The organism is Paenarthrobacter nitroguajacolicus, assembly GCF_007786235.1.
GTDB lineage: Bacteria > Actinomycetota > Actinomycetes > Actinomycetales > Micrococcaceae > Arthrobacter > Arthrobacter nitroguajacolicus_A.
Window position 1 is genome coordinate 39,316 of sequence record NZ_VNFK01000007.1, and the last position, 22,597, is coordinate 61,912.

Annotated in this window: 23 protein-coding genes, 1 tRNA gene and 1 other RNA gene; 11 read left to right on the top strand and 14 right to left on the bottom strand. The window is 64.1% G+C overall.

Going from position 1 to position 22,597, the window contains the following annotated elements:
• Positions 1-2 precede the first annotated feature (2 nt).
• The 3 genes from FQP90_RS11005 to FQP90_RS11015 form a co-directional block, all read right to left on the bottom strand.
• Complete coding sequence (locus tag FQP90_RS11005; protein ID WP_208759988.1) at positions 3-968, bottom strand: 3-methyladenine DNA glycosylase; 966 nt, start codon at positions 966-968, stop codon at positions 3-5.
• Positions 955-1,482 carry an SSI family serine proteinase inhibitor gene (locus FQP90_RS11010; protein WP_144650123.1) on the bottom strand — a complete coding sequence of 176 codons (528 nt, stop codon included), beginning with the start codon at positions 1,480-1,482 and terminating at the stop codon, positions 955-957. Before FQP90_RS11010 ends, FQP90_RS11005 begins: the two co-directional genes overlap by 14 nt.
• Before the next feature lie 103 nt (positions 1,483-1,585).
• Positions 1,586-2,092, bottom strand: a complete 507-nt coding sequence (locus FQP90_RS11015) for a MarR family winged helix-turn-helix transcriptional regulator (protein WP_144650125.1) — start codon at positions 2,090-2,092, stop codon at positions 1,586-1,588.
• Between the two features lie 94 nt (positions 2,093-2,186).
• Here FQP90_RS11015 and FQP90_RS11020 point away from each other — a divergent pair, with 94 nt between their 5' ends.
• The 3 genes from FQP90_RS11020 to FQP90_RS11030 all read left to right on the top strand — a co-directional run bounded on the left by FQP90_RS11020 (position 2,187) and on the right by FQP90_RS11030 (position 3,526).
• Positions 2,187-2,411 (top strand): hypothetical protein, encoded by a 225-nt coding sequence (locus FQP90_RS11020; RefSeq protein WP_144650127.1) that lies wholly within the window; start codon positions 2,187-2,189, stop codon positions 2,409-2,411.
• A gap of 338 nt (positions 2,412-2,749) precedes the next feature.
• Positions 2,750-2,980, top strand: coding sequence for a hypothetical protein (locus tag FQP90_RS11025; RefSeq protein ID WP_167510458.1), 231 nt, complete (start codon positions 2,750-2,752; stop codon positions 2,978-2,980).
• 168 nt (positions 2,981-3,148) lie between these two features.
• Positions 3,149-3,526: a LapA family protein gene (locus FQP90_RS11030; protein ID WP_144650130.1), complete on the top strand. Its 378-nt coding sequence runs from the start codon at positions 3,149-3,151 to the stop codon at positions 3,524-3,526.
• Between the two features lie 106 nt (positions 3,527-3,632).
• On the opposite strand, the gene FQP90_RS11035 is transcribed toward FQP90_RS11030, so the two are convergent.
• From FQP90_RS11035 to FQP90_RS11045, 3 genes are all read right to left on the bottom strand, one after another.
• Entirely contained in the window at positions 3,633-3,932 is a 300-nt protein-coding gene (locus tag FQP90_RS11035) for a DUF4193 domain-containing protein (protein WP_011773410.1), read from the bottom strand.
• Positions 3,933-4,086: 154 nt separating this feature from the next.
• On the bottom strand, positions 4,087-6,582 hold the full coding sequence (locus tag FQP90_RS11040; RefSeq protein WP_144650132.1) for a beta-glucosidase family protein: 2,496 nt from the start codon (positions 6,580-6,582) through the stop codon (positions 4,087-4,089).
• Entirely contained in the window at positions 6,583-7,863 is a 1,281-nt protein-coding gene (locus FQP90_RS11045) for an MFS transporter (protein ID WP_244296692.1), read from the bottom strand.
• A gap of 135 nt (positions 7,864-7,998) precedes the next feature.
• Between FQP90_RS11045 and FQP90_RS11050 the strand changes: the two genes are divergently transcribed.
• From FQP90_RS11050 to FQP90_RS11070, 5 genes are all read left to right on the top strand, one after another.
• Positions 7,999-8,613, top strand: a complete 615-nt coding sequence (locus FQP90_RS11050) for a TetR/AcrR family transcriptional regulator (protein WP_144650136.1) — start codon at positions 7,999-8,001, stop codon at positions 8,611-8,613.
• 87 nt (positions 8,614-8,700) lie between these two features.
• The gene (locus FQP90_RS11055; RefSeq protein WP_144650138.1) at positions 8,701-9,336 is read left to right on the top strand and encodes a hypothetical protein; all 636 of its coding nucleotides are present in this window, start codon (positions 8,701-8,703) and stop codon (positions 9,334-9,336) included.
• A 163-nt stretch (positions 9,337-9,499) separates the two neighbouring features.
• Positions 9,500-10,036, top strand: a complete 537-nt coding sequence (locus FQP90_RS11060; protein ID WP_167510459.1) for a copper resistance CopC family protein — start codon at positions 9,500-9,502, stop codon at positions 10,034-10,036.
• A gap of 77 nt (positions 10,037-10,113) precedes the next feature.
• Positions 10,114-10,668: a copper chaperone PCu(A)C gene (locus tag FQP90_RS11065; RefSeq protein ID WP_244296699.1), complete on the top strand. Its 555-nt coding sequence runs from the start codon at positions 10,114-10,116 to the stop codon at positions 10,666-10,668.
• Positions 10,669-10,678: 10 nt separating this feature from the next.
• Positions 10,679-11,926 carry a Dyp-type peroxidase gene (locus FQP90_RS11070; protein ID WP_144650142.1) on the top strand — a complete coding sequence of 416 codons (1,248 nt, stop codon included), beginning with the start codon at positions 10,679-10,681 and terminating at the stop codon, positions 11,924-11,926.
• 57 nt (positions 11,927-11,983) lie between these two features.
• Here FQP90_RS11070 and FQP90_RS11075 read toward each other — a convergent pair whose 3' ends face one another.
• Together FQP90_RS11075 and FQP90_RS11080 are read right to left on the bottom strand one after the other, a co-directional pair.
• Positions 11,984-13,330 (bottom strand): aspartate kinase, encoded by a 1,347-nt coding sequence (locus tag FQP90_RS11075; RefSeq protein ID WP_062069961.1) that lies wholly within the window; start codon positions 13,328-13,330, stop codon positions 11,984-11,986.
• A 157-nt stretch (positions 13,331-13,487) separates the two neighbouring features.
• Entirely contained in the window at positions 13,488-14,012 is a 525-nt protein-coding gene (locus FQP90_RS11080; protein ID WP_208759989.1) for a DUF427 domain-containing protein, read from the bottom strand.
• A gap of 88 nt (positions 14,013-14,100) precedes the next feature.
• On the opposite strand from FQP90_RS11080, the gene FQP90_RS11085 reads away from it, so the two are divergent.
• Complete coding sequence (locus FQP90_RS11085) at positions 14,101-15,195, top strand: hypothetical protein (protein ID WP_144650146.1); 1,095 nt, start codon at positions 14,101-14,103, stop codon at positions 15,193-15,195.
• Here the strand turns inward: FQP90_RS11085 and FQP90_RS11090 are convergent.
• The 4 genes from FQP90_RS11090 to ffs form a co-directional block, all read right to left on the bottom strand.
• Positions 15,137-15,781, bottom strand: a complete 645-nt coding sequence (locus FQP90_RS11090; RefSeq protein WP_244296701.1) for a dihydrofolate reductase family protein — start codon at positions 15,779-15,781, stop codon at positions 15,137-15,139. The two genes, FQP90_RS11085 and FQP90_RS11090, sit on opposite strands and share 59 nt — an antisense overlap.
• 36 nt (positions 15,782-15,817) lie before the next feature.
• Positions 15,818-16,417 carry a recombination mediator RecR gene (gene recR, locus FQP90_RS11095; RefSeq protein WP_144650148.1) on the bottom strand — a complete coding sequence of 200 codons (600 nt, stop codon included), beginning with the start codon at positions 16,415-16,417 and terminating at the stop codon, positions 15,818-15,820.
• A 33-nt stretch (positions 16,418-16,450) separates the two neighbouring features.
• The gene (locus tag FQP90_RS11100) at positions 16,451-19,714 is read right to left on the bottom strand and encodes a DNA polymerase III subunit gamma and tau (RefSeq protein WP_144650150.1); all 3,264 of its coding nucleotides are present in this window, start codon (positions 19,712-19,714) and stop codon (positions 16,451-16,453) included.
• A 34-nt stretch (positions 19,715-19,748) separates the two neighbouring features.
• An RNA gene (gene ffs / locus FQP90_RS11105) (signal recognition particle sRNA small type) lies at positions 19,749-19,845 on the bottom strand.
• A 465-nt stretch (positions 19,846-20,310) separates the two neighbouring features.
• Here ffs and FQP90_RS11110 point away from each other — a divergent pair.
• Positions 20,311-20,799, top strand: coding sequence for a hypothetical protein (locus tag FQP90_RS11110; RefSeq protein WP_144650152.1), 489 nt, complete (start codon positions 20,311-20,313; stop codon positions 20,797-20,799).
• A 13-nt stretch (positions 20,800-20,812) separates the two neighbouring features.
• On the opposite strand, the gene FQP90_RS11115 is transcribed toward FQP90_RS11110, so the two are convergent.
• Positions 20,813-21,136 carry a hypothetical protein gene (locus FQP90_RS11115; RefSeq protein WP_144650154.1) on the bottom strand — a complete coding sequence of 108 codons (324 nt, stop codon included), beginning with the start codon at positions 21,134-21,136 and terminating at the stop codon, positions 20,813-20,815.
• A 304-nt stretch (positions 21,137-21,440) separates the two neighbouring features.
• Between FQP90_RS11115 and FQP90_RS11120 the strand changes: the two genes are divergently transcribed.
• Positions 21,441-21,525, top strand: a tRNA-Ser gene (locus FQP90_RS11120).
• A gap of 63 nt (positions 21,526-21,588) precedes the next feature.
• Here FQP90_RS11120 and FQP90_RS11125 read toward each other — a convergent pair.
• Positions 21,589-22,518: a LysR substrate-binding domain-containing protein gene (locus FQP90_RS11125; protein WP_144650395.1), complete on the bottom strand. Its 930-nt coding sequence runs from the start codon at positions 22,516-22,518 to the stop codon at positions 21,589-21,591.
• Positions 22,519-22,597 lie beyond the last annotated feature (79 nt).

Genomic DNA, 22,597 nt, shown 5'->3' on the forward strand with positions numbered 1-22,597 from the left:
GGTTACCTTTCGCTGGTGGCGGCGGGTGCTCCGACCATCAAACCGCTCAGCTCGTCCAAGAGCGGTTCTACTGCCTGGAGCACGCGGGCCCGCAGCTCCTGTGATTCGGCCGCGAAAGCCCGCTGGTACTCAACGTACTCGGCCTTGCCCTGTGGTGTCTCAATCCTGATGGGCGGGTAGCCCCATTCTTCAAGATCGTACGGAGAGGCCTGCATGTCCATGGCCCGGATCCGCCACGACAACTCGAAGCAGTCCATCACCAGTTCACTCGGCAGGGCCGGCGTCAGCTTGTAGGCCCACTTGTAGAGGTCCATGTTGGCGTGCAGGCAGCCCGGTTGTTCCATGGTCCGTTGGTTCTCGCGGGTGGGCGTGAGCTCATTGAGCGGCAAAGCGTCCGGAGTGTAGAAGCGGAAAGCGTCAAAGTGGGAGCAGCGGATGCGGTTCTCTTCCACCACCGTGTCCGTGCCTTCGCCTCCCAGCCGCAGCTTCAGGTATTCGTGGCGCAGCTCGAACTTCTCCTGCCGGTACACCATGGCCCACTCGTGCAGTCCGAAGCAGCCGAATTGGGCTGGACGCTTCGCTGTCCCCGCAAGGATGATGCCCGCAAAGCGAACCGCTTCGGCGCGGTCGGCCAGGAAGCCGGCCCGGTCGAAGGTGACCGCCGGTGTACCGGGGGACAATCCCAGTGAGGTGAGTTCGCCGTCGTCGAGCGTCCGGTAGAACTTCCAGTTGGTGCGCTCAAGGGCGGGAGCGCCGCTGAGGACCACGCCGTCGCCCGGGTGCCAGCGCAGCAGTTGGCCTGGCTTCTGGGTGTAGTAGGTGAAGAGGAAATCCTCCACGGGGTGTTTCTTGCCGGCCGAGCGCCGGGCCAGGTAGGGATCTGCGTAGCGCGCGACCCGAGCATGATGGGCTGCCTCCAGCCCGAGCCATTGCTCCTGGGGGAGGTACTGCTGCCTAGAGGCCGCCATCTGATCCGAGGATGCTCTTCGCCGCATCCCAGAGCGCTATCTGGCAGCCGTCCGTGCGGCTGAAGGCTGCGGTGACTTCCTTGCCGTCCACGGAGCCGGTCACCTTGGCCGTCGCGGGACCGCCGTACTGCATGGTGCAGGCCTGGTCGGTCTTGGTGGGGGCCGGGTTGAGGATGGCCGGGTTGTCCTTGATGGCAGTGCACGCTTCCGCGGCTGATGGGTGCTCGCTTTCGGCCGCCGGCGTGCCCGCTGCGCACACGAGCGTGAAGGCCTTGAGCGGGGCATCCGGAGCCTCGAGGAGCGTAATGGAGAGCTCGGCGTTGCCCTGGCCGGGGGTGGCTGGCTGGCTGCTGGGGGAGGCGCTGCCGGGGGCTGTGGGGCTGCTTGACGCAGCCGACGACGACGGCGCTTGGGTTGCGCTTCCCGTGGACCCTGGAGTGGGGGTGCCTGAGCATGCGGCGAGGCCGGTGACGGCCAGTACTGCCAGCAGGGGGCCAACAAATCGCATGCGCATGGAATCTCCTAGGTTGCGTCCATTTTACGTGGCACTTTCGGTGCTCGTTTCAAGAAGATCACTGAGGCCGTGCGCTTGGCTAGGGAGTTGTGCTTCCAATTGGCTAACGGCTGCCGCCGTTTTCCATGGAGGGGGCATCGCTCGAGTGGGCGCCGCTTCGCTGGGTTGCCGCGATGAGGCCAGTCATGGCTTGGTGAAGCTCAGCGACCTCCTCGCGGCTTAGCTGCAGGCGCTCGCGGATCTCGCCCGGAACGGCTGTGGCCTGCTCGCGGAGCGCGGCGCCCTTGTCCGTCAACCTGATGGCCAACGCGCGCTCGTTGCCGGTAACGCGCTCGCGGGTGATGAGTTTGGCCTCCTCCAGGCGCTTCAGGAGCGGCGACAGTGTGGCCGGTTCATGCAGAAGGCTGTCGCTGATGTCCTTGAGGGTTCTGGGGCTGCGCTCCCAGAGAGCCAGCATTACCAAATACTGGGGATGGGTGAGGCCGAGCCGCTCCAGTACGGGTTTGTAGACACCTACCACGCTCCGCGAGGCGACGGTGAGGGCGAAGCACAGCTGGCGCTCCAGCAGGAGGTCATCGGTGTCCTGGGTGGTCTCGCTGACGCTGGTCATGGCTGCCTCCTGTGCTCGCCGCGGCAATTAGTTAGTGTACTAACAATTAGCGTACTATGGAGATGTTGAACCGTCTAAAAAGGAGTCGATCTGCGTGGCAAAGGAATCCCTTACGCGGAAGTTCATGCGCGCCACTGGCAAGTTCAGGGTCATCTTTGGCCCGGCCCACAGCAGCTCCCTTGATCACGAGATGACCGAGGCCAACCGGAAGCTGCTGGTTCAGCGCCAAGCCGAAGCGCAGCAGTGGGAGACCCTCCGTCGCCCGGACGGCAGCACCTACGTGGTGCCCCGCAATCCCGACGACAAGTCCCTGCGGTAAACGCTCCCCACCTTCCGCCGAGTTGACAGTTAATGCCCATGTTTCCTGGGAGTATTGCCATCAACTGTCAGTTCGGTGTTGACTGCACTGACCCGGCCGGCCGGCGTCGACGTTCCAGAAGGCGTGGTCCTGCCAACCGGGCAGGCTAGGATCCCCGCGAGATGACAGTTAATGCCCATTCTTCGGCGGAACATTGTCATGAGATGCCAACTCGGCGTTGACTTTGCTTAGCTCAGGGCCGCGCCTTTTTCCTTTTCCGGGCGTAAAATTACCTCACTGAACGGCACGCACCAGCCTTGCCGCTTTTTCGCTCTCCGGTAAGAAGGGAGGTGGAAAACATGGGACGCAGAATGGAAGGCTTCGTCCACGTGACCGAGCGGCTGCAGTCCGTTTTTGGACCGGCAACCCACGGCGACACGGACAGCCCCGTGGTGCATAAGCATGATGATTTCGAGTCCGCTTCAGAGGAAGACCTGAAGCATTTCGATGTAGAGACTGACTCCGAGGGTCATCATTATGCCGTCCGGAATGACGATCCTGGCCCGACCACCACTGACTACTCCCTGTAACGGGACGTGAAATGCCGAAGGACCGGACCGCGAACTCCGGTCCTTCCTTAAGTGATGACTGGTCCGCCACCTTGACCCTGCTTTGGTGGCCGTGCCACTGTTGAGCAACTAGTCAGCATGCTTATTATGTGAAGTGCACGGTAGGTGCTGATGCAAAGGGGGCCGTCAATGAGTTTCCAAGAAGATGCAGCAGGGGTCCCGGGCAGTTCCGCGCGCCCGGACCGGGGCAGTTCCAAGGACCGAGCACTTCCGCCGCCGGCGCCAGGTCATGCCCGGCCCACCCGCACCGCCGCCTTGTGGGTGGCGGTGGCTGTCGGCTTGGTGGTCCTGGTGATGCTGATCGTGTTCTTCGTCCAAAACCAGGACATGATCACCGTCCGGTTCTTTGGGCTGGAAGGGACGCTGGCGCTCGGCACCACGTTGTTTATAGCGGCTGTGGGCGGGGGCGTGCTGGTTGCCCTCGCAGGCGGCGCGCGGATCCTCCAGCTGCGGATGAGCAATCACCGCCGCAAGAGGACAGTGGGCGGCACGGGACTGGCGCCTTAGGCCATTAACTGCGGAAGGACCGGAGCGTTTGCTCCGGTCCTTCCGCAATTTAATCCCGACGGCGGCACTCCCTGACGATGTAAGTCCGCCGGGGTGGTGTGTCGTCCTAGCCTTCGCAGTCGGTGCAGTAGGCGACGCCATCTTTTTCGCGTGCGATCTGCGAGCGGTGACGGACCAGGAAGCAGGAGTGACAAGTGAACTCGTCGTTTGCCTGCGGAATGACCTGGATAACAAGTTCTTCAGCGACGATTTCGCCGCCGGGGCCGTTGGCGTCAAGGCCATCGGTTTCGTCCAGTTCAAGCACGACACTCTTGGCCGTGGGAGCGCTGGCGGACTGGAGAGCCTGGAGGGACTGCTCCTGGTTCTCTTTTACATCGGTACGGAGTTCGTCGTAATCGGCTGCCACTTTTTAATGCCTCTTCGTGTTAGGGGGTTACCGGGTATGCAACGTACAGCATGCCACGAAAATTCCATACCATACCCCAGTTCTACCGCTTGTGGCGAAAACCACGTGGGTGGCGGCCCGAAAAAGCCGCCACCCACGGTGTTTTCGCCCTGTATTACCGGAGTTCGATGTCCAGGGTTTGGAATTCGTCGGCTGCGTGGCGACCTACCAGCAGGCGGAAGGTGCCCCGCTCAAACTGCCAGCCGCCGTCGTAATGTGCAAATGCTTTGGCGGGGACGCGGATTTCCACGCTGTCCGTACCGGCCGGGGCAAGGTGCGTTCCAGCGTAGCCGGCAAGCCAGCGGACCGGGCGTTCAACCGCGGAGAGCGGGCGGTCCAGATAGACCTGCACCACCTCGCGGCCTGTCCGGGTGCCGGTGTTCTTGATGGGCACGTGAACCACAACGTCGTTCCCCGCGGTAACCACCTGCGGTGCGTGGGCTGTGCCGAGCTCGAACGTCGTATAGCCAAGGCCATAACCGAAGGGAAGAGCCGGAGCGGCGCCACCTTCAGCTTCCTGCTTGAGCCACGCACGGTAACCGAGATGGATTCCCTCGGCATACACCACTTTGCCGTCGACGGGCGTGGTGCTGAGCACCGGAACATCCGCCAGTGCTGCCGGCCAAGTGGTGGGAAGGCGGCCGCCGGGCTCTTCGATGCCCAGCAGGATGTCGGCGATTGCGCTGCCGAATTCCTGGCCTCCGAACCACCCGAGCAACACTGCGTCCACCTTGTCGAGCCATGGCATGAGGACCGGCGACCCGGAGTTCACCACAACCACCGTGCGCGGGCTGACCGCGGCCACAGCTTCCACCAGCTGGTTCTGGAAGCCGGGAAGGTCAAGATCACTGCGGTCGAAGCCTTCGGACTCAATCGCCGCGTTGGTGCCCACTACGATCACAGCGACGTCGGAGTCCCGGGCAGCTTCCACGGCGGCGTCCATCTCGGCCCCCGGATCCGCAACCACCGTCTCCTCGCCCAGCAGGATCGCCGTGAACGGGATGACCTGTTCCTTGGGCAACTGGTACTCGGCCTCGATCCGAACAGTCTGGCCCACCGAGGTTTCGAGGGCGTGGACGGTTTTGGGGGGATCGAAGAGTGCCGCGCCGAGGACTTCGGTATCGTCCTCAAGTTCGCTGTTGAACACTTCCGTGCCGTCCAGGACAAAGCGGATCCGGCCCACGGTGCCGACGCCCAAGTGGTGGACGCCCGCTGTTTCGGCAGTCCAGTCCGCCTCCATGCGGATGGAGGCGGCGCCGTCGGGAATTCCGATGCCGAACCAGATCAGGTGCGAGGCCAAGCGGTCTTCGCCGGAGATTTCGGTGCCATCTTCCGCGAGGAAGGTCACGCGTAGCCCAAGCACCCCGGAAACAGGATTGTGAAGGGACTCGCGAGGGAACGCCTGGATGCCCTCGGCCACCTTGGCGCCGCGCGCGTAAGTGACCTTGACGTCGTCGGGCAGCGCCTTCCGCAGGCCTTCCAAAGGCGAGACGGTGTACTTGGGCATGACGGTGGCACTTCCACCGCCCTGCGTGCGGGCTTCGTCGGCGTTATGGCCGATCACGGCCACGCTCGTGAGCGCCTTGGCATCAAGGGGGAGGAGGCCCTTGTTGCGGACCAGTACGGCACCGCGGACTGCCACTTCACGCGCGACGGCGGCCCCGTTCAGTTCGGTGGGGAGCTGGGTAACTGCGGGTTCGAAGCCTTCCAGTGATCCCACTCTGGCAGCGAGCCGCAGGATGCGGGTGACCTTTTCCAGGATGGCGTCCCGGCTGACGCGCCCGTCCTTCACGGCAGCGAGCAGCTTGGGGCCCCAATGGCCTGCCGGACCGGGCATTTCCAGATCCTGGTGCGCATTGGCGGCGTCGACTGACCGCACGCCGGTCCAGTCGGAGACGACGACGCCGTCGAAGCCCCATTCGGTGGACAACGGCGTTTCCAGGAGCTTGTTCTCGCTGGCTGTGGTGCCGTTGATGGAGTTGTACGAGCTCATCACCAACCAGGCACGGGCTTCGGTGATGGCGTCCTCGAAGGCTGCCAGGTAGAGCTCCCGCAAGGGCCGCTCGTCCACCACGGAATCAGCCGTGAAGCGCTCGCTCTCGGCCTCATTGGCCAGGTAGTGCTTGGGAGTGGCGCCAACGCCCATGGACTGGACACCGGCAACATACCCCGCAGCCATGGTTGCGGTGAGCCTCGGGTCCTCGCTCATGCACTCGAAGTGACGGCCGCCCAGCGGGGAACGGTGCAGGTTGATGGTGGGGCCCAGGACGGCGTGAACGCCCTTGCGGCGGGCCTCCTGGCCAAGGACCTGACCGTACCGGCGCGCCGTTTCGACGCTCCAGGTAGCGGACAGGGCGGACGACGACGGCAGGGAAACGGAGTCGTGCCGCTCATCGAAGTCTTCGCCGCGGACACCGGCAGGGCCGTCCGACATGACCACGCGGCTCAGGCCAATGTCCGGGATGGCGTGCGTGGACCAGACGTCCGCGCCGGTCAGCAGTTGGATCTGCTGTTCAAGGGACAGGCTCTGGGCGAGCTCACGGATGCGTGCTTCGGCGTCCGGGGAGCCGGCAGGCGGTGCCGTGGCTGCAGCTGCGAGTGTGGGATTCATTTACTTGACTCCTTTGATTCGTGTGACGAGGAGGGCGCCGATGATGCCGACTGCTGCACCACCGAGGAACAATGCGGGGTACCCGCCCACGGCGATCACGGGGAAGGCGATGGCCGGCACCAGGGACTGCGGAAGGGCCTGGGCGATATTGAAGACACCAAAGGTCTTGGCATTCTCGGCCTGGTTGCCAGGCAGGAGGTCCGTGATGAGGGCTACGTCCACCGCGCTGAAGACGCCGAGGCCGAGCCCCAGGATGCCCTGGCCGACCAGAACCTGACTGGTATTGGTGCTGGTGGCAATGACAACCAGGCCCGCCATCATGATCAGCGCCGAGATGATCACCATGCTCTTCCTCTTACCAATGCGGTCACTGATCCAGCCGCCGGCGAGGCTGGTGATCACGGTGCCGGCGGAGCTCACCAGCGTTGCCTGGAAGACCAGGCTGGTGACCTGGCTTTCGGCGACTTGGAGGTGGTCCGTGAAGAAGTACGGCAAATAGAGCAGCCCTGCGCAGTACCCGACGTAGACCATGAACTTGGTCAACCATGCCCAGCCCAGGCCGGGGAACACCCGGGGGTTGAAATAGAACGAGCCGATGATCTCCTTGGCGTTCAGCGGTGCCGGCTTCTCCGTGAGGACGCGGTCCTTGAACGTAAATGCGAAGGCGACAGCTACTGCCGTCCCAACGATCCCGGGGACAACAGCCATCTGCATGGCGTTGTCGAACATCTGCGCGAAGAAGGCTGCGGCAACCAGGCCGATGGGAAGCGTCATGCCGATGAGGCCTGAAAGGCGGCCGCGCTCCGACGGGGCGGCTTGATCGGGGAGCGTGGCCACCAGGGCGGAGAGTGCCGCGTTGAAGCCCAGCTGTGCTACTACCCAGGCCACCAGGACCGTGAGGACGTTGGTGCCGGAGCCCAGCATGAAGAGGGAGGCCAGTCCCACGAGTGATCCGCCCACGATCCATGGTTTGCGCATGCCAAAGCGGGATGTGGTCCGGTCGCTAAGGCGTCCGAACAGCGGGTTGGCGAGCAACGCGACCGTTGCGCCGACGCCTGCCACGAGGCTGAGGGCCCCGGCGCGCGTATCCGGGGTGGTGATTTCCGAAACCTTGATGGCCAGGACCACCAAGGCCGGAGCGAGGACGGCCATCCAGAGGCCTGCGCTCGCGATGGGCATACCGATGACGTAGGCGCGGGAAGCTGCCGTGGGCGGGGTGCTGCCGGGCTCCGTGCCGAGGGTTTCCGCGCCTGCCGGTTGCGGATTGAGTTTGAGGGCCACATTGCCTCCTGATGAACGGGTGACCCACCGTTGGGTCTCGAGGAATGACTCTAGCTTCAAAAATCTAGTGTGACTAGGTTTTAAGGAAAAAAGTCGAGTGATGCTCGATTTTGAACCGTGAAATACACTGTTCGGATGTCAACGTCGAGGGCCCGGGGCCAGTACGCCAAGGGAGCGGAACGCCGCGAACAGATCATCCAGACGGCAACCGATGTTTTTGCCACCGAAGGTTTTGAAGGAACGGCGCTCAAGCGCGTGGCCGAACTGGTAGGCGTCAAAGAAGCCACCCTGTTCCATTACTTCAAGGGAAAGCAGGAACTCCTCACCGCCGTGCTGGCCGAACGTGACCGGCGGTCCCTGACTGCCAGCGGGCAAGAAGACGTTGGTGTGAACCTTATGCCGTCCATCGCAGAGCGGAATGTACGCGAGCCCGGCCTGACCACGCTCTATGCCGTGGCGTCAGCAACGGCCAACGATCCCGGGCACGATTCCCACAGCTACTTCAAGGAACGCTACGAGACGGTGGTTCGTGACATTGCCGCTGACATCGAACGGCGCCAGGCCTCCGGAGAGGTCCGTGCCGACGTCGAGGCTGTCATGCTGGCCCGGCTGACCGTTGCGGCCTTCGACGGCCTGCAATTGCAGTGGCTCTACGACAAGTCCGTGGACATGGCTGACGGCCTCCGGCAGCTCCTTGACGTCCTGTTGGCACCCACGGACCGGAGCTCGGCGCAGCTATCCGGTTTGTGAATCCCCGCAGAAGATTCTACGCTGCGTAGAATTACTGCATCAGCGATAGGGCAAGCTTGGACGCTGCCTCGGAGGGCGGGAGGGACCATGACGGCACGCAAAGCGCGTTTCCTGCGCGCTTGGGCCGGCGCCGTCGCCGCCACCCTCATCGCCGCCGCCTCCCATGCGTTGGCAGGCGGAAACCCGCCAGCGGTGCCCGTCCTGATGCTGTCCTTGGCCCTCTCCGGACCAGTGTGCATTGCCCTTGCCGGGAGAGTGTTGTCGCTGTGGCGCCTAACTGCCGCCGTGGTAACGAGCCAGGCCCTCTTCCACGGCCTGTACAGCCTTGATCCGACATCCCACCGCGACGTTGGGATGATGGCCGCCGCCGGAGGGCATGCCGGCCATGCGGTACACACGCTTCCTTCAATCTCCGGTCCCTTGGACCATGCCTCTCCCATGATGGGCCTGGGGCACTGTCTCGCAGCCGTTGCCACCATTGCCGTCCTCCGCTACGGCGAGGTCACCGGCGTGCGCCTACTGACTGCCCTTGGCCTGAGGCTGATTCCTTTCCTGAGGATCATCCAGCCTTTGGCTGTGGAACCCGGGGCCAGCGTCATCCCTTCGGACTGGGCTGTCCGCCCGCTGCGGAATCTGGGTATTCCGTTCCTGACCATGCGGCACCGCGGACCACCGATGCTTCCTGCCCTGTCCCAGGCGCCCGGCGCCTTCGTCACCTCTTAAGCCCCGCCAGCCCAGCTACGGGCGGCGATCCCTTTCACGGACTGCCGAACCTTTGCCACAGGCCGCGGGGCGGGAAGCAGCCATGGCAAGACAAATCTTGCGCAAATTTTCATGGCGAAACCCAGGACTCAGCGGACCTACGCTTGCCGTCATACTGCTGTGCATGGCCTTCGGGCTGGCCACTGCGCCGGCGGCGTCCGCCCACGACCAACTGGTTTCGTCCACCCCTTCCACCGGCCAGCGCTTGGACGCGCCGCCGTCGGGCATTGAACTGAAATTCAGTGCCCCGCTACTGGCCATCGGCCACGAAGTCCGCGTCGTAGATGCGGCATCAAACAACTGGGTCCAAGGAGAGTCTGTCCTGGACCGCGGGACCTTGACCCAACCGCTCGCCCCGGGCATGCCCGACGGGGAGTACCAGGTCAGGTGGCGCGTGGTATCCAGCGATGGCCACCCCATCAACGGCAGTTACTCATTCCTGGTGGGGGCCGGCGCCACAGCCGGCGCCATTACGGCCCCCGGAAACACGGCCACCTCCGGCGTTCCCTCCGGATCGGCCGAATCCGGGGACACCGCGTCCACGGTCCAGGTACCCGATTGGCTGATTGCTGCAGCCCTCGGGGCGGTCGCAGGCCTCGCCTTGTACCTGGGCTGGGGACTCTTCACGCGCCGACGCCGGTCCAGCCCGCGGGACGGCTAAGTCACCAACCTGCCGTCCTACCTGTTCCGGAGCTGTTTCAGCCCGATGCAGGACACCATTTCAGAGAGAGCATCACTATGACAAAGAGAAAAATCGTTCCCGTTTTGTCCCTCCTAGCAGCGGCCTCGTTTGCCCTTTCAGGTTGCGGACAAAGCGACGCACAGACCTCCACCACCCAGTCCGCTTCCCCCAGCCAGTCATCCGAGCCATTGACGGTGAGTGACACGTGGATCAAGACTGCCGACTCAGGGATGTCGGCGGCCTTCGGGTCGATTCGGAACACCAGTGACAAAGATGTGACCATCGTCAGCGCGGCAGCACCGGTGGCCACCATGGTGGAACTGCACGAAACCGTGATGGGTTCGGACGGCACCATGAAAATGCAGGCAAAACAGGGTGGCTTCGTTGTTCCGGCACGGGGCGAACTCAAGCTCGAGCCCGGAGCCAACCACATTATGCTCATGGACCTGACAAAGCCCGTCCAAGCCGGTGACGAGGTCACGTTCGAGCTGAAAACGTCCGACGGCGGGACGGTCACCTTTACTGCCCAAGCGAAGGACTTCTCGGGTGCCAATGAGAACTACACGGCGGGCGAAGGCAGTGGGTCGGCAACGCCCGCGCCGTCCAAGTAGGGCAGCAGCTGTGGCAACTCCCGGACGGGACAACACCACACCCAAGCCCGGAGCCGGAGTGCGGCGGCGGCACCTCCTCTTTGGCGGTGCTGCCGCAGGCGTCGGAGCATTGGCCGCCGTGGGCACGCAACTCGCCGGGAAGCCAATCCCACTGCTGCCAAGTGATTCCGGGGACGGGGCGAATGGTGCCAGGACTGTGCCGTTCCACGGTGACAGGCAGGCGGGCGTTGGCACCGCTGCGCAGGCCCACGGTGTCTTCCTTGCCTTGGACCTGAAGGAAGGGACAACGCCTGAGCGGCTCAAGTCCCTCCTAAAGCTGCTGAGCGACGATGCCGCGAACTTGACCCAGGGAAAGGCTGCGCTGGCCGATACAGAGGGCGAATTGGCGCTCCGGCCTGCACGGCTGACCGTCACGTTCGGCTTTGGTCCTGGCCTGTTCCGGGTTGCGGGTACCGTGCCGGTCCCGGACGGTGTATCCGGACTTCCGGCATTCTCCATCGACAAGTTGGTACCGGAGTTCTGCGGCGGGGACTTGTTGCTGCAGATATGCGCCGACGATCCCCTTTCGGTTGCGCATGCGCAGCGTATGCTCCTCAAGGACAGCCGCCGTTTCACCACGGTGCGCTGGGCCCAAACAGGGTTCCGCCGCGCCTACGGGACAGAACAGTCCGGAACGACCATGAGGAACCTTTTTGGCCAGATGGATGGCACATCGAATCCAGCGCCGGGGAGCGAGGAGTTTGAGAGAGTTGTCTATGGCGACGGCGGTACCGGGTCATGGGCGCCCCACGGAACCTCCCTGGTGATCCGCCGGATCAGCATGGACCTGGACAAATGGGACGAGCTGGACAGATCCGGACGGGAAGAGTCCGTGGGCCGCAGATTGGCGAACGGCGCTCCATTGACGGGCACGGCTGAGCACGACGAGCCGGACTTTGCCGCCGTCACGCCCGTCGGGTTTCCAGTCATAGCCGATTTCGCCCATCTGCGCAGGGCACGCCCGGAAGACCCGTCCCAGCGGATCTTCCGGCGGGCCTTCAACTACGACTCCGTTCCCAGGGCCGGGAGCGTGTCAGATTCCGGATTGATTTTCGCGTCCTACCAAGCGGACATCGGCCGGCAGTTCGTTCCCATCCAGCGCCGCCTCGACGAGCTGGACCTGCTGAATCTATGGACCACGCCCGTGGGTTCGGCCGTCTTCGCGATTCCGCCGGGATGCGCTCCGGGCGGTTTTGTCGGCGAAGGGCTGTTCGCCTGAAACACATGAAGGACCGGAGCGCTGGCTCCGGTCCTTCATGTTGCCGTAGCGGCTTGCCTAGCGGCCGGTGCCGCCGTAAACGGTAGCCTCGGCGTCGCCGTCGAGCTCGAACGCATTGTGGATGGCGCGAACGGCGTCATCCAGGGCGTCGGCACTGGTGACGACGGAGATGCGGATTTCCGAGGTGGAGATCATGTCGATGTTGATGCCGGCATCGGACAGGGCCTTGAAGAACGTGGCCGAGACGCCGGGGTGGGAACGCATGCCTGCGCCGATGAGGGAGAGCTTGCCAACGTGCTCGTTGTACTCGATGCTCTCAAAGCCGATCTGGCCCTCCGCAGCACGCAGGGCTGCCAATGCGTCCGCACCTTCGACGATGGGCAGCGTGAACGAAATATCCGTCCGGCCCGTGCCGTGGGTGGACACGTTCTGGACGATCATGTCGATGTTCGAGTGTGCGTCTGCGATCACCTGGAAGATCGCGGCAGCCTTGCCGGGGATGTCGGGGACGCCCACAACGGTGACCTTGGCTTCGGACCGGTCGTGTGCAACGCCGGAGATGATTGGCTGCTCCAAGGCAACTCCCTCTTGAATCGTGAACTTTTCGTCGGCGCCAGGGATGACCCAGGTGCCTTCGTTCTGGCTGAATGACGAACGGACGTGCAGCGGCACACCGAAGCGGCGGGCGTACTCCACACAACGCAGGTGCAGGATCTTGGCGCCGGAAGCTGCCAGCTCCAGCATTTCCTCGCTGGAGATGCGGTCAATCTTCTGGGCAGAGGACACTACTCGGGGATCCGCGGTGTAAATGCCATCCACGTCGGTGTAAATCTCGCACACATCGGCTTCAAGGGCAGCGGCCAAAGCAACGGCTGTGGTATCCGAACCGCCGCGGCCCAAGGTGGTGATCTCGTTGGTGATGCGGCTCATGCCCTGGAAGCCCGCCACGATCGCAATGTGACCCTTGTCCAAGGCAGTGCGGATTCGGTGGGGGTCGACGTCGATAATTCGCGCCTTGCCGTGGATACCGTCGGTAATCATGCCGGCCTGGGAGCCCGTGAAGGACTGCGCGGAGGCTCCGAACTTGTTGATGGCCATGGCAAGGAGGGCCATGGAAATTCGCTCGCCGGCGGACAACAGCATGTCCATCTCGCGGGCGGGAGCGGAGTCCGTGACCTGACTCGCCAGATCCAGGAGTTCATCGGTGGTGTCGCCCATCGCGGAAACAACAACCACAACCTCGTTGCCGGCCTTCTGCGCATCCACGACGCGCTGTGCGACCCGTTTGATGCCATCAGCATCTGCAACCGAGGAACCGCCGAACTTCTGAACGATCAGCTGCTTGGTAATGGCAGCCTCGTTGGAGAGCTCTTCGATCTTCACTTCGGTAGTGGGCATAGTCATGCGCGCACCCTCACTGCATCAATAGGGTTCGAACGCGGCATGCTGGATTCCAAATTGGAGCACGCCTGCGTAGCTTATTTGCCCAGTTTATCGCCGCGTGGAGTGCTGGCAGGAATTGTGACCATATGGCGGCCACACAAACAGCGGCCGGGGGAGCTCACCACCCGGCAGTGTCCGGAGCGCCCTTGAAAGGGCCCACGATGTTCCGCGTAATCCAGCCGCCGTAGAAGTTGCCGTCCTGAGGCGTTACCTGCTCGCCGTCCACCTCGCAGGAGTCCATCCGGCCGGGATAGAGGGCCACCCGGATCCGTAGTGCTTCGAAACCGCGGCTGGGTTCCGGGTACGTCCACCCGGCACGGGAAGCCACCAACCCGCCTGCTGCAACATCGAAATACCCGGCCATGCCCTTGTATTCGCAGAAGGTGGCTCCGTCCACGGGGACGAGCACCCCGGGCGCAAAGGCATCGAACGGCAGGTAATAGACGGGCGGATGACTTGTCTCCAGGACACGCACTGAATCCACGGTGTCAGCAATGACATGACCACCCAGCCGCACCAGGATCCTCTCCGAACGGGCCTCCACCCGCGGCGGCCGCGGATAGTCCCACACTGATTCCTGTCCAGGCTCGGGAGGGATTCGGTGCGGCCGCTTGGAACGTGGGAAACCGGAAAGGGAAACCATGACTCCATGGTGCCACCTTCTCCCCGGAATGGATGTTGGTGCCGGCCCGCCCGGCGTACCATCCACATCATGAGGATTGCGTGTGGCAATGGCCGGCGTCCCTGACCGTCCAGGTGGCTCTGGGCCGGGAGGGAATGAGCCCGAATATGAGGTCATCGGTGGCGGGATGATCGATGACCAACGGCGGATGGCTGATACTCCACGGGCAGGCTCGGATTCGCGAACGCATCCCGGTGCGGTCTTCAGAACTGCCGCTGGTGCGGCATGGCAGAGCGCCCGGAACTCCTTCACTTCTTGGTGGTTTTGGCTCGCCTGCGCCGCAGGGGTAGCCCTGGCTTGGGGGTTGGCTGCGGTGGTGGTTGCGTGGGCTGATTCCAACGGGTGGTTCGAACGGAGCGTGCCGGGCGCCGTTTTGTTGATCATGGCCGCGATCCTGGCATTGGCCGCAGCCGTGCTGGGAACAGGCTGGGGATTCCGCCATGCGGGAGGAAGTGTCCTGGAGCTGCTGCTCGCAGGAGCCATGCGGGGCGTGGCCTTGGCCGCGTTAGCCTGCAGTGCCTTGTTCGCGGTGGGCTTCAGCGTCGGCGGGCCGATCGCGTTGGCCGGTGCCGCCGTCGTTGTGATTGTGCTTGAAGCAGCAGTGTTCGGGCTGATCGGTGCTGGATCGAGGGTGTGGTTCGCAAGCGCTGCGGCCGGTGTTGCACTGGCTACGGTGCTGGTAACCTTCCTCTGCTTCGGCAACGTGGCCGTCACCCTCCTATTGCTTCCCGGGACCACGGAAATGGACCAGGCTTCCGTGCCCGTGAATGTGCAACGGGACGACTCCGGAAGGGTTACCTCCTACCTGTGCGTGGGCGATCTTCGCCCCGTGGAGGTGGCACACACGGAACGGGTTGCCTGGTTGGCGGCGTCCAACCCCGCTCTGCTGCTGGGCAGTGTCGGTGCCGAGTTCGTGTCCACTGACAATGACGTGGGCTGGCTGTTGGCCGGACTTCAGTGGGCTGCCGATGGGCCGTCCCGCGAAGTCCCATGCCTGGGAGGCGAATCAAGCGACGGGCAAGCCCCCGCGATGCCGGTGGCTCTGACTGGCTTGGCGCTGCAGGGGCTGGTGGCCGCGGTGGTGGTTATTCCGGGGCGCTGGCTGGCGTCCCGGAGGCTGGCTGCTGGATCGCGGTCCGGCTAGGGTTCCGCCGCACATACTCGGAGATCACTACGCCCGAGTCGAAGGCCGTGGTGCCTGCCTCGTCGAAAGCACGTGGCTGGTAGGTGCCGGGTGCAAAGAGCGGAATCCCGTCGCCAAAGAGCAGCGGGCTGCGTTTGAGCACAAGCCTGTCGATTTCATTCGCCAGCTGTGTGGCCAGCTCTCCGCCACCACAGAGCCAGATCGACCGGCCAGGCTCCGACTTCAACCGTCGCGCTACCTCCACAGGGTCCTCGGAAGTCAACGTCAGGTTTGGATGTTCGCCCGGGATGTCAGCCTCGGACTTTGTCCGGGAGAACACCACTTGGCGGAGGTGTTGATACGGGCTGGTCATGCCCACTGGCAGTCCTACAGCGTAGGTGTTCCACCCCATGAGCACGGTGTCGAACATGGTCCCAGTGCGCTTGATGCCCATGGCGTCGGCAATGACCGTGGGGATGGCATCGGAAAAGCGTTCATTTTGGGCTGCCATATGATCGCCCTCCACGGGAAAAGCGTCGAACTCGCCTCCCGGTCCGGCAATGTAGCCGTCCAGGCTGACGGCAACGTAGTAGACAAGTTCTCGCACGGGACCCCAATCACGGTTGATGTTGTGGTTGCGAGATTACAACAGGGCGTTCCGCCGGCCTTCGAAGGCGCGTCCCAGGGTGACCTCATCGGCATACTCAAGGTCTCCACCGACGGGCAAGCCGGACGCCAGCCGCGTCACCGTGATCCCGATGGATTTGAGCATGCGGGCCAGGTAGGTGGCCGTGGCCTCACCTTCCAGGTTGGGGTCCGTGGCGATGATGATTTCCTGGATGGCGCCGTCGTTGAGCCGCGTTAGGAGTTCGCGGATGCGCAACTGCTCGGGGCCGACCCCCGCAATGGGATTGATGGCGCCGCCCAGCACGTGGTACCGGCCGCGGAAGGAACGGGTCCGTTCCACAGCCAGCACATCTTTGGACTCTTCGACCACGCAGATCACGGAGGGATCCCGACGGGGGTCACGGCAGATGTTGCATGTTTCCTGCTCGGTGACGTTGAAGCAGACGGAGCAGAACTTCACGCGTTCCTTGACCGTGGTGATAGCCGTGACCAGGCGCTTCATGTCCTCGGGGTCGGCCTCCAGGATGTGGAACGCCAGGCGCTGCGCTGACTTGGGGCCCACGCCGGGAAGCCGGCCGAGCTCGTCAATCAGCTCTTGAACTGCACCTTCGTACACAATGTCCTCGTTTGTTTGAAATCAATGCCGGGATCAGCGGGTTTGCAGGGGAGAACCGTCCAAGGCGCGCTCTTCGATCAGCTTTCCGCCCAGAATACGCTCCACCGCAGCGCGCCCAAAGACCCTCGATTCCTCGATGGTTTCGTCCTCGGGACTCGGAATGTCCTCCGGCGTGGCGGCTGGGGCTGCCTGCGTCCGAACAGGCGCCTGCACACGTCCTGCCTGGGCTTCGGGGCTGTTTGTGAGCCGTTGGTACAGGCTCTGGCGTCCGTTCGGATTGCCCGACGGCGCGTCGTCTTCGAGCGTCGCTACGGAACCGCGTGCTTCCTCAGGTTGCGTCGCCAACGACGGCCACGTGGGGATGCTGCCGGCGGCCGGTGCACCCGAAGCGGCCGCGCTGGACGCCTGAGTTCCCGGCCAGTTCGACGCCGGTGCGACGTCCCAGCTGGAGCTTGGGTTCTCGTCGGCGTTGGTTGGGTGACCGTACGATGCGGCGGGGGTCGGCTCCGGGACCTGTGCCGCGGCCGGCTCATAGTCCGGGGTGTCCGTTGCTGGAACGACGGCTTCTGCAGCTGCCTGCGGTTGCTTGCCGACGTTGGATTCCGTGCCAACCACCCATGTGCCCGGAGCTTGTTCCACAGCGCGGGACCACGGGTCATCCGAGGGGGCGTGTGCCGTGGTGGCAAGAGGCGCGGCGCTGCGTCCGGGCGCGGATACTGGTGCCGGTGCCGGTGTTGCAGGGGTCGCCGGGGCTGCCTGTGGGTTGCTCCGGGGTCCTTCCTGGCGGCTGTAGGGGGGCTCCCAATCAGCCGGCGGCTCTTCGTCCAGGGGAGGGGCATCTTCGTCCAGGGGCGGGCCCCAGTCGTCGTCAGGGTAGGAGTACTCGCCTGCGGAGGAGGCGACGGTCTCGACGACCGCGGGCACTGCCGGGGCAGGAGCGGGGGCCGGGCTCGGAGCGGGGCCCTGGGGCGGGGTGGCTGCCTGGGCGGGCACCGCAGGGGCAGAAACTGATGCTGCTGCCGGGATGGGGGTCGCCGGTGGCTGGGGCTTCTCTGCCGGAGCCACGTCAGCTCCACGGGATGGCGCCGAGGACGCAGTTGTGCCCGCCTGAGGGCTTGCCGATGGAACGGTCGCCGAGGCAGGGCCGGCTGGTGCGAGGCCCCATGCCGAGTCGACCGAAGACGCCGGTGTCGGTGCCGTCGTCGACGCGGCCGGTGACTGCATGGCCGCAGCGGGTCCGCCCGCCGGTGTAGTCGTGCCTGCCGGTGCCGGGGCGCCCATTGGCGTTGAAGCAGCCGGACTCTCCCGGCTAGTAGGCGCTTTTGGGTTTGGCTCAGAGCTCGCTGAGCTGTTGCCGCCTGCCACTGCGACGATCTGGCAGTCGATGCCGATGGTCTTGTGGATTGCCTGGCGAAGGTTCTCGGAATGGTCAGCGCGTCCAAAGGCGCCAGCAAGGCCGCCGGTGGTGAATGCGAGGGTCAGTACCTGACCGTCGAACTGGGCAACTTGGGCGTTGGGCTCAACGAGGGCCCACGTGCTGCGCTTGATCTTGGTCAGCGTTTGGAGCACATCCGGCCATGCCCGGCGAAGGGCCTCGACATCCCCGCTGCCTCCGGCACTCGGAGCCGGTGCTGCCTGAGCCGGTGCTGCCTGAGACGGTGCTGCCGGGGGCGTTGCTTGGGATGGCTGTGCCTGCGGCGCTGCGGACGCAGGCGCTTGGACAGGCTCAGGCTGCGGGGTTTGTGCCGGGCTGGGAGCAGCCGCAGCACTCGGAGCAGCCCCAGCACTCGGAGCAGCCGGGGCCGGCGGAGCCTGGGCTGCGCGACCGGAGGCCGGACGTTCCTCCACGGGCCAATCGTTGGTGGACACCCTCGGTGCCGAGATGGCATCGCGCGGACCAGCTGCAGTGGATGGTTCCGGAACGGCAGGGACTGAAGCCGCAGGGACCGAAGCCGCAGGGACTGAAGCCGCAGGGGCCTGCTCCACTGCTGCGGGCTCAGTTGCAGGTGCGGGAGAAGTCGTGGGGGCCGGGGCCGACTGTGTAACGGGCGCGGCCGGAGGCGAAACAGCCGAAGCAGCCGCAGCTATAGGCGTGCCTGCAGCAACAGCCGGTGTTCCGCCGTCGCCGGTGTAATTCAGGCGGCGTTCCACGCGGTCGATGCGCGCCGCGATGCCGCGCTCGGTCTGTTCAGCGCTGGGCAGCAGGATGCGCGCGCACAGCAGCTCAAGGTGGAGCCGGGGCGAGGTGGCGCCCGTCATTTCCGTGAGCGCGGTGTTGGTGACATCCGCCGCCCGGGACAGCTCGGCTGCGCCCAGGTTGGTTGCCTGGTTCCGCATACGGGCTATCTGGTCTGCGGGCATGCCCCGGAGGATGGCTTGGGCGCTTTCCGGCATCGCCTGCACGATGATGAGGTCTCGGAAGCGTTCCAGCAGGTCCTCAACGAAGCGCCGGGGATCGTGGCCCGTCTGGATAACACGGTCCACGGCGCGGAAAACTGTGGCGGCGTCGGCGGCAGCAACGGCGTCGACGATGTCATCCAGCAATGAAGCGTGGGTGTAGCCGAGCAGCGCCACTGCGAGCTCGTAGTCCAGGCCATTGGGTCCGGCGCCTGCCATGAGCTGGTCCAGGACGGACAGGGTGTCGCGAACGGAACCACCACCGGCACGAATAACCAGTGACAGCACACCGGGTGCCACCGGAACGTTCTCCTGATGGCAGAGCAGCTCGAGGTACTGCATGAGCGGCTCGGGCGGCACCAACCGGAAGGGGTAGTGGTGCGTGCGTGAGCGGATGGTGCCGATGACCTTGTCAGGCTCCGTGGTGGCAAAGATGAACTTGATGTGTTCCGGCGGCTCTTCGACGATCTTCAGGAGCGCGTTAAAGCCGGCCGAGGTGACCATGTGGGCTTCGTCAATGATGAAGATCTTGTAGCGGTCCCGTACCGGGGCGAAGGTTGCGCGCTCGCGGAGATCGCGGGCGTCGTCCACGCCGCCGTGGCTGGCTGCGTCGATCTCAATGACATCCAGGGAGCCGGAGCCGCCGCGGGCGAGTTCGATGCAGCTGGGGCACTTGCCGCATGGTGTGTCAGTGGGGCCCTCGGCGCAGTTCAGGCACCGTGCAAGGATGCGCGCCGACGTGGTCTTGCCGCAGCCGCGGGGACCGGAGAAGAGGTAGGCGTGGTTCACGCGGTTCTTCCGGAGCGCCGTCATCAGGGGCTCTGTGACGTGTTCCTGCCCGATAACGTCCGCGAAAGAGTCCGGGCGATACCTTCGATACAGGGCAGTCGTAACAGTCACAAGTGAAACCTACCTATAGGGACTGACAGTTAAAGTAAGTGACCCCTCATGCACCCGCCAGAGCCCATCTACCCTTGCTACCTTCCGGTCCTGGGGGAGTTCAACAGGATGACGCCACATGAGGGGCCGTCGATAAGCTTACCCGAACTTGGTGCGGGGTTCGAATCGGTGCGGACGGCTGTGGATAACGCTCGACGGCGGGTGGTTGGGTCACCTTCCTGTCGGAGCCAGGTGGTAAACCCGTAGTCAACGACGACGGTTAGCGGGGAGGTTTGCGGCTGTGGGGTGCCATGGGTAACGGCGATTGGTTGGATGTGGCCGACGCCTCCAACGAGATTCACAAGGACGTGCTGGCGGCGGTTCGAGCATTGGTGGCGGTGGGTTGGAGGCTGCGCAGGCAAGGGCACAAGTTTTATTTGTATTGTCCCTGCGGGCCGGAGGGTGCGCAGTTGAGGGTGGATGGCACGCCCAGGAATGCTACACAGCGGGCGAAAATCCTGCTGCGTGATGCCCGGCGATGTCCTGGGCAGCACGATCTGCTGAGAGGGAGGAGTTAGTTGTTGTCACTTGTCAACAACCGGAGATATCCTGAGGTCATGAGCATCGAGCAAACATTCGAAGTGAGGCTAAGGCTCGAGGAACTTCCGGACGAGATCGAAGACCTGTTGGTGGCGGAACTTGGCGGCATTGTTTCCCGCTTTGCAGGCGTTCCGTATGTGACCTTGCTTCAAGCAGCGCCCAACGGCCGGAAGGCTGCCCTGCGCCTTGTTGCCCGTGTGGTGGAACTGGGTGGCAAAGTCCGATCCGTCGATTTCGACTATGTCACTCGAAGCGAGATCGCAGAGCGGTTGGGGGCGACGAGGCAGGCCGTGACCCATTGGACAGCAGGACTGCGCCAGGCCGGCTTCCCCTTTCCCCGCCCGGCGATCCAAGCGGGGGTCTTTTTGTGGTGTTGGTCCGATGTTGTGGACTGGGCTGTGGCCTCGAATCACCCCGTTGACGAGGATGTCAGCCTCTTGTCGGCTGATGAGATCGCAGTCGTCAATGGTGAGTTGGCCGCTGGGCGACTGCCCATCTTCGCCTAGTGGATTCCCCGAATCACCGCCAGCCGTTCACCGGCCACGTCATGAAGGCCGGTTCCTCGTAAGGGTGCGCCGCCCGCAGGGCCAGCACCACGCCGTCGAGCGCTGGTTCCTCAACCACGCACTCAACCCGGGTTTCGGGCACCTGTTCCTCGATGCCGACCGCTCCCACGAAGGGCTGCGCGCCGGGCTGGGGAGTGAACCGGCCTGTGCCGGGAGAAGTGTAGAAGCAGTGGGAGTAGTTGCCGATTCGTCCCGCGCCGGCGTTGCCGATTGCCAGGAGAACCTCTTCGATATGGGTCTCGGGGACGTAAACCACCAAGGCATGGAGCTGCGTCATGGGGACATCTTGTCAGTAACTTTGGCCATTAAGCAGCCCGCACCATTGCAAATCCGTGGGCCGCAGCGGACCATGGGTATGTACACCGATTGGGGCAATCTCAAGGTTGTGAGCTGCGGGGCCTGGGAGCGAGGGGCCGGACCCGGTAGCTCAACGGTGGTACCGCAAGAATGGGCGCGTTGGGGGCGTCCATTTTTCCGTTAAGCAGCTATTCCCCGCAGCCGCTGTGAGGGGGCAATTCTGCCCGATTACACGATGCCGAAATTCTCAGGTACAGTAGTATCTGCTTTCGAATCGGAAGCAAGGAGAATTCGCCTAGCGGCCTATGGCGCACGCCTGGAACGCGTGTTGGGTTAACGCCCTCGGGGGTTCAAATCCCCCATTCTCCGCGTTTGGCCCCAGTCCTCGGACTGGGGCCTTTTGCGTTCCTGGGATACGTCGGCTGAGCTTGGCTACTCGGCGTCGGCTTGCTGCTCCGCATCCAACTGCTGCGCCTCTGCCACGCGTTCCAGCACTTCGCGGCAAGCTGCCGTGGCTGGGTGGATGCGGCCGGCTGTCCTGGTGGACGTGAAAACGGTCCGCTTGGGCAGGCCCGGGAGATCCAGCAGCTGGACGGTGCGGGTCCGGCCGGTCCAGACGAGGTCCGGCATGAGGGCCACGGCGTTTCCGGATTCGATGAGCCGGATCTGTGCTTGGAGGTCGGCGGTCTCGTATCGCACGTCCGGTTCGAAGCCCGCGGACCGGCAGGCCTGCTCGGCCCAATGTCGGGATGCGGCGCCGCGCGGCTCCATGACCCACGGCATGGACGCCGTGTCCGCGAGGGTGGTCACTGACTCTCCGCCAAGTCCCACTGGGGGAGTCGCCAGCCGGATGGCGTCGCTGGTGAGGATGACCCGGTCCAGGCCGCTGTGGTGCGGGGCCGCGTGGCCCGGGTATTGCTCGGCCACCACCAGGTCGAAGTCCCGCGCCCAGGTTTCATAAAGGGCGGTCTCCGGCTCACGCTGGGTCATTTCCACCCGCACCTCGGGGTACTCCTGGCGCATGATGCTGAGGAAGTCCGGAAGGAGTGCCAACGCAGCGGATTGGAACACAGCCAAACGCACCGTTCCGGTGACCATGGAAAGCGAAGCCGCGAGCTCGGTTTCAGCCCGTTCCAAAGTCTCCAGCAGCGCAGCGGTGTGCGCCACGAGGATCTCGGCTTGGGGTGTGAGCTGGACCCGTCGGCCGGCTTTTCGCAGCAATTCAACGCCGGCTTCCTTTTCCAGCAAGGTCAATTGCTGGGATACCGATGAAGGGCTGTACTGCATGGCATCGGCCACTTCCGCGAGGGTCCCGCGGATCTTCAATTCGTGCAGCAAACGCAGCCTGCGGACATCCAGCAAGGCGGCCTCCAAAGGTTCGGGATGGGTAATCAATATTCGTCAGAAAAGATCGCTTTTCCTAATGAGATTGTAGATCCAT

What these genes read in the sequence shown, in the direction of transcription:
- FQP90_RS11005 (WP_208759988.1), bottom strand. Translation starts at nt 968, where the DNA reads ATGGCGGCCTCTAGGCAGCAGTACCTCCCCCAGGAGCAATGGCTCGGG.
- FQP90_RS11075 (WP_062069961.1), bottom strand. Translation starts at nt 13,330, where the DNA reads ATGACTATGCCCACTACCGAAGTGAAGATCGAAGAGCTCTCCAACGAG.
- FQP90_RS11110 (WP_144650152.1), top strand. Translation starts at nt 20,311, where the DNA reads ATGAGCATCGAGCAAACATTCGAAGTGAGGCTAAGGCTCGAGGAACTT.
- FQP90_RS11115 (WP_144650154.1), bottom strand. Translation starts at nt 21,136, where the DNA reads ATGACGCAGCTCCATGCCTTGGTGGTTTACGTCCCCGAGACCCATATC.
- FQP90_RS11025 (WP_167510458.1), top strand. Translation starts at nt 2,750, where the DNA reads ATGGGACGCAGAATGGAAGGCTTCGTCCACGTGACCGAGCGGCTGCAG.
- FQP90_RS11015 (WP_144650125.1), bottom strand. Translation starts at nt 2,092, where the DNA reads ATGACCAGCGTCAGCGAGACCACCCAGGACACCGATGACCTCCTGCTG.
- FQP90_RS11065 (WP_244296699.1), top strand. Translation starts at nt 10,114, where the DNA reads ATGACAAAGAGAAAAATCGTTCCCGTTTTGTCCCTCCTAGCAGCGGCC.
- FQP90_RS11060 (WP_167510459.1), top strand. Translation starts at nt 9,500, where the DNA reads ATGGCCTTCGGGCTGGCCACTGCGCCGGCGGCGTCCGCCCACGACCAA.
- FQP90_RS11040 (WP_144650132.1), bottom strand. Translation starts at nt 6,582, where the DNA reads ATGAATCCCACACTCGCAGCTGCAGCCACGGCACCGCCTGCCGGCTCC.
- FQP90_RS11050 (WP_144650136.1), top strand. Translation starts at nt 7,999, where the DNA reads ATGTCAACGTCGAGGGCCCGGGGCCAGTACGCCAAGGGAGCGGAACGC.
- FQP90_RS11010 (WP_144650123.1), bottom strand. Translation starts at nt 1,482, where the DNA reads ATGCGCATGCGATTTGTTGGCCCCCTGCTGGCAGTACTGGCCGTCACC.
- FQP90_RS11030 (WP_144650130.1), top strand. Translation starts at nt 3,149, where the DNA reads ATGAGTTTCCAAGAAGATGCAGCAGGGGTCCCGGGCAGTTCCGCGCGC.
- FQP90_RS11080 (WP_208759989.1), bottom strand. Translation starts at nt 14,012, where the DNA reads ATGGTTTCCCTTTCCGGTTTCCCACGTTCCAAGCGGCCGCACCGAATC.
- FQP90_RS11055 (WP_144650138.1), top strand. Translation starts at nt 8,701, where the DNA reads ATGACGGCACGCAAAGCGCGTTTCCTGCGCGCTTGGGCCGGCGCCGTC.
- FQP90_RS11085 (WP_144650146.1), top strand. Translation starts at nt 14,101, where the DNA reads ATGGCCGGCGTCCCTGACCGTCCAGGTGGCTCTGGGCCGGGAGGGAAT.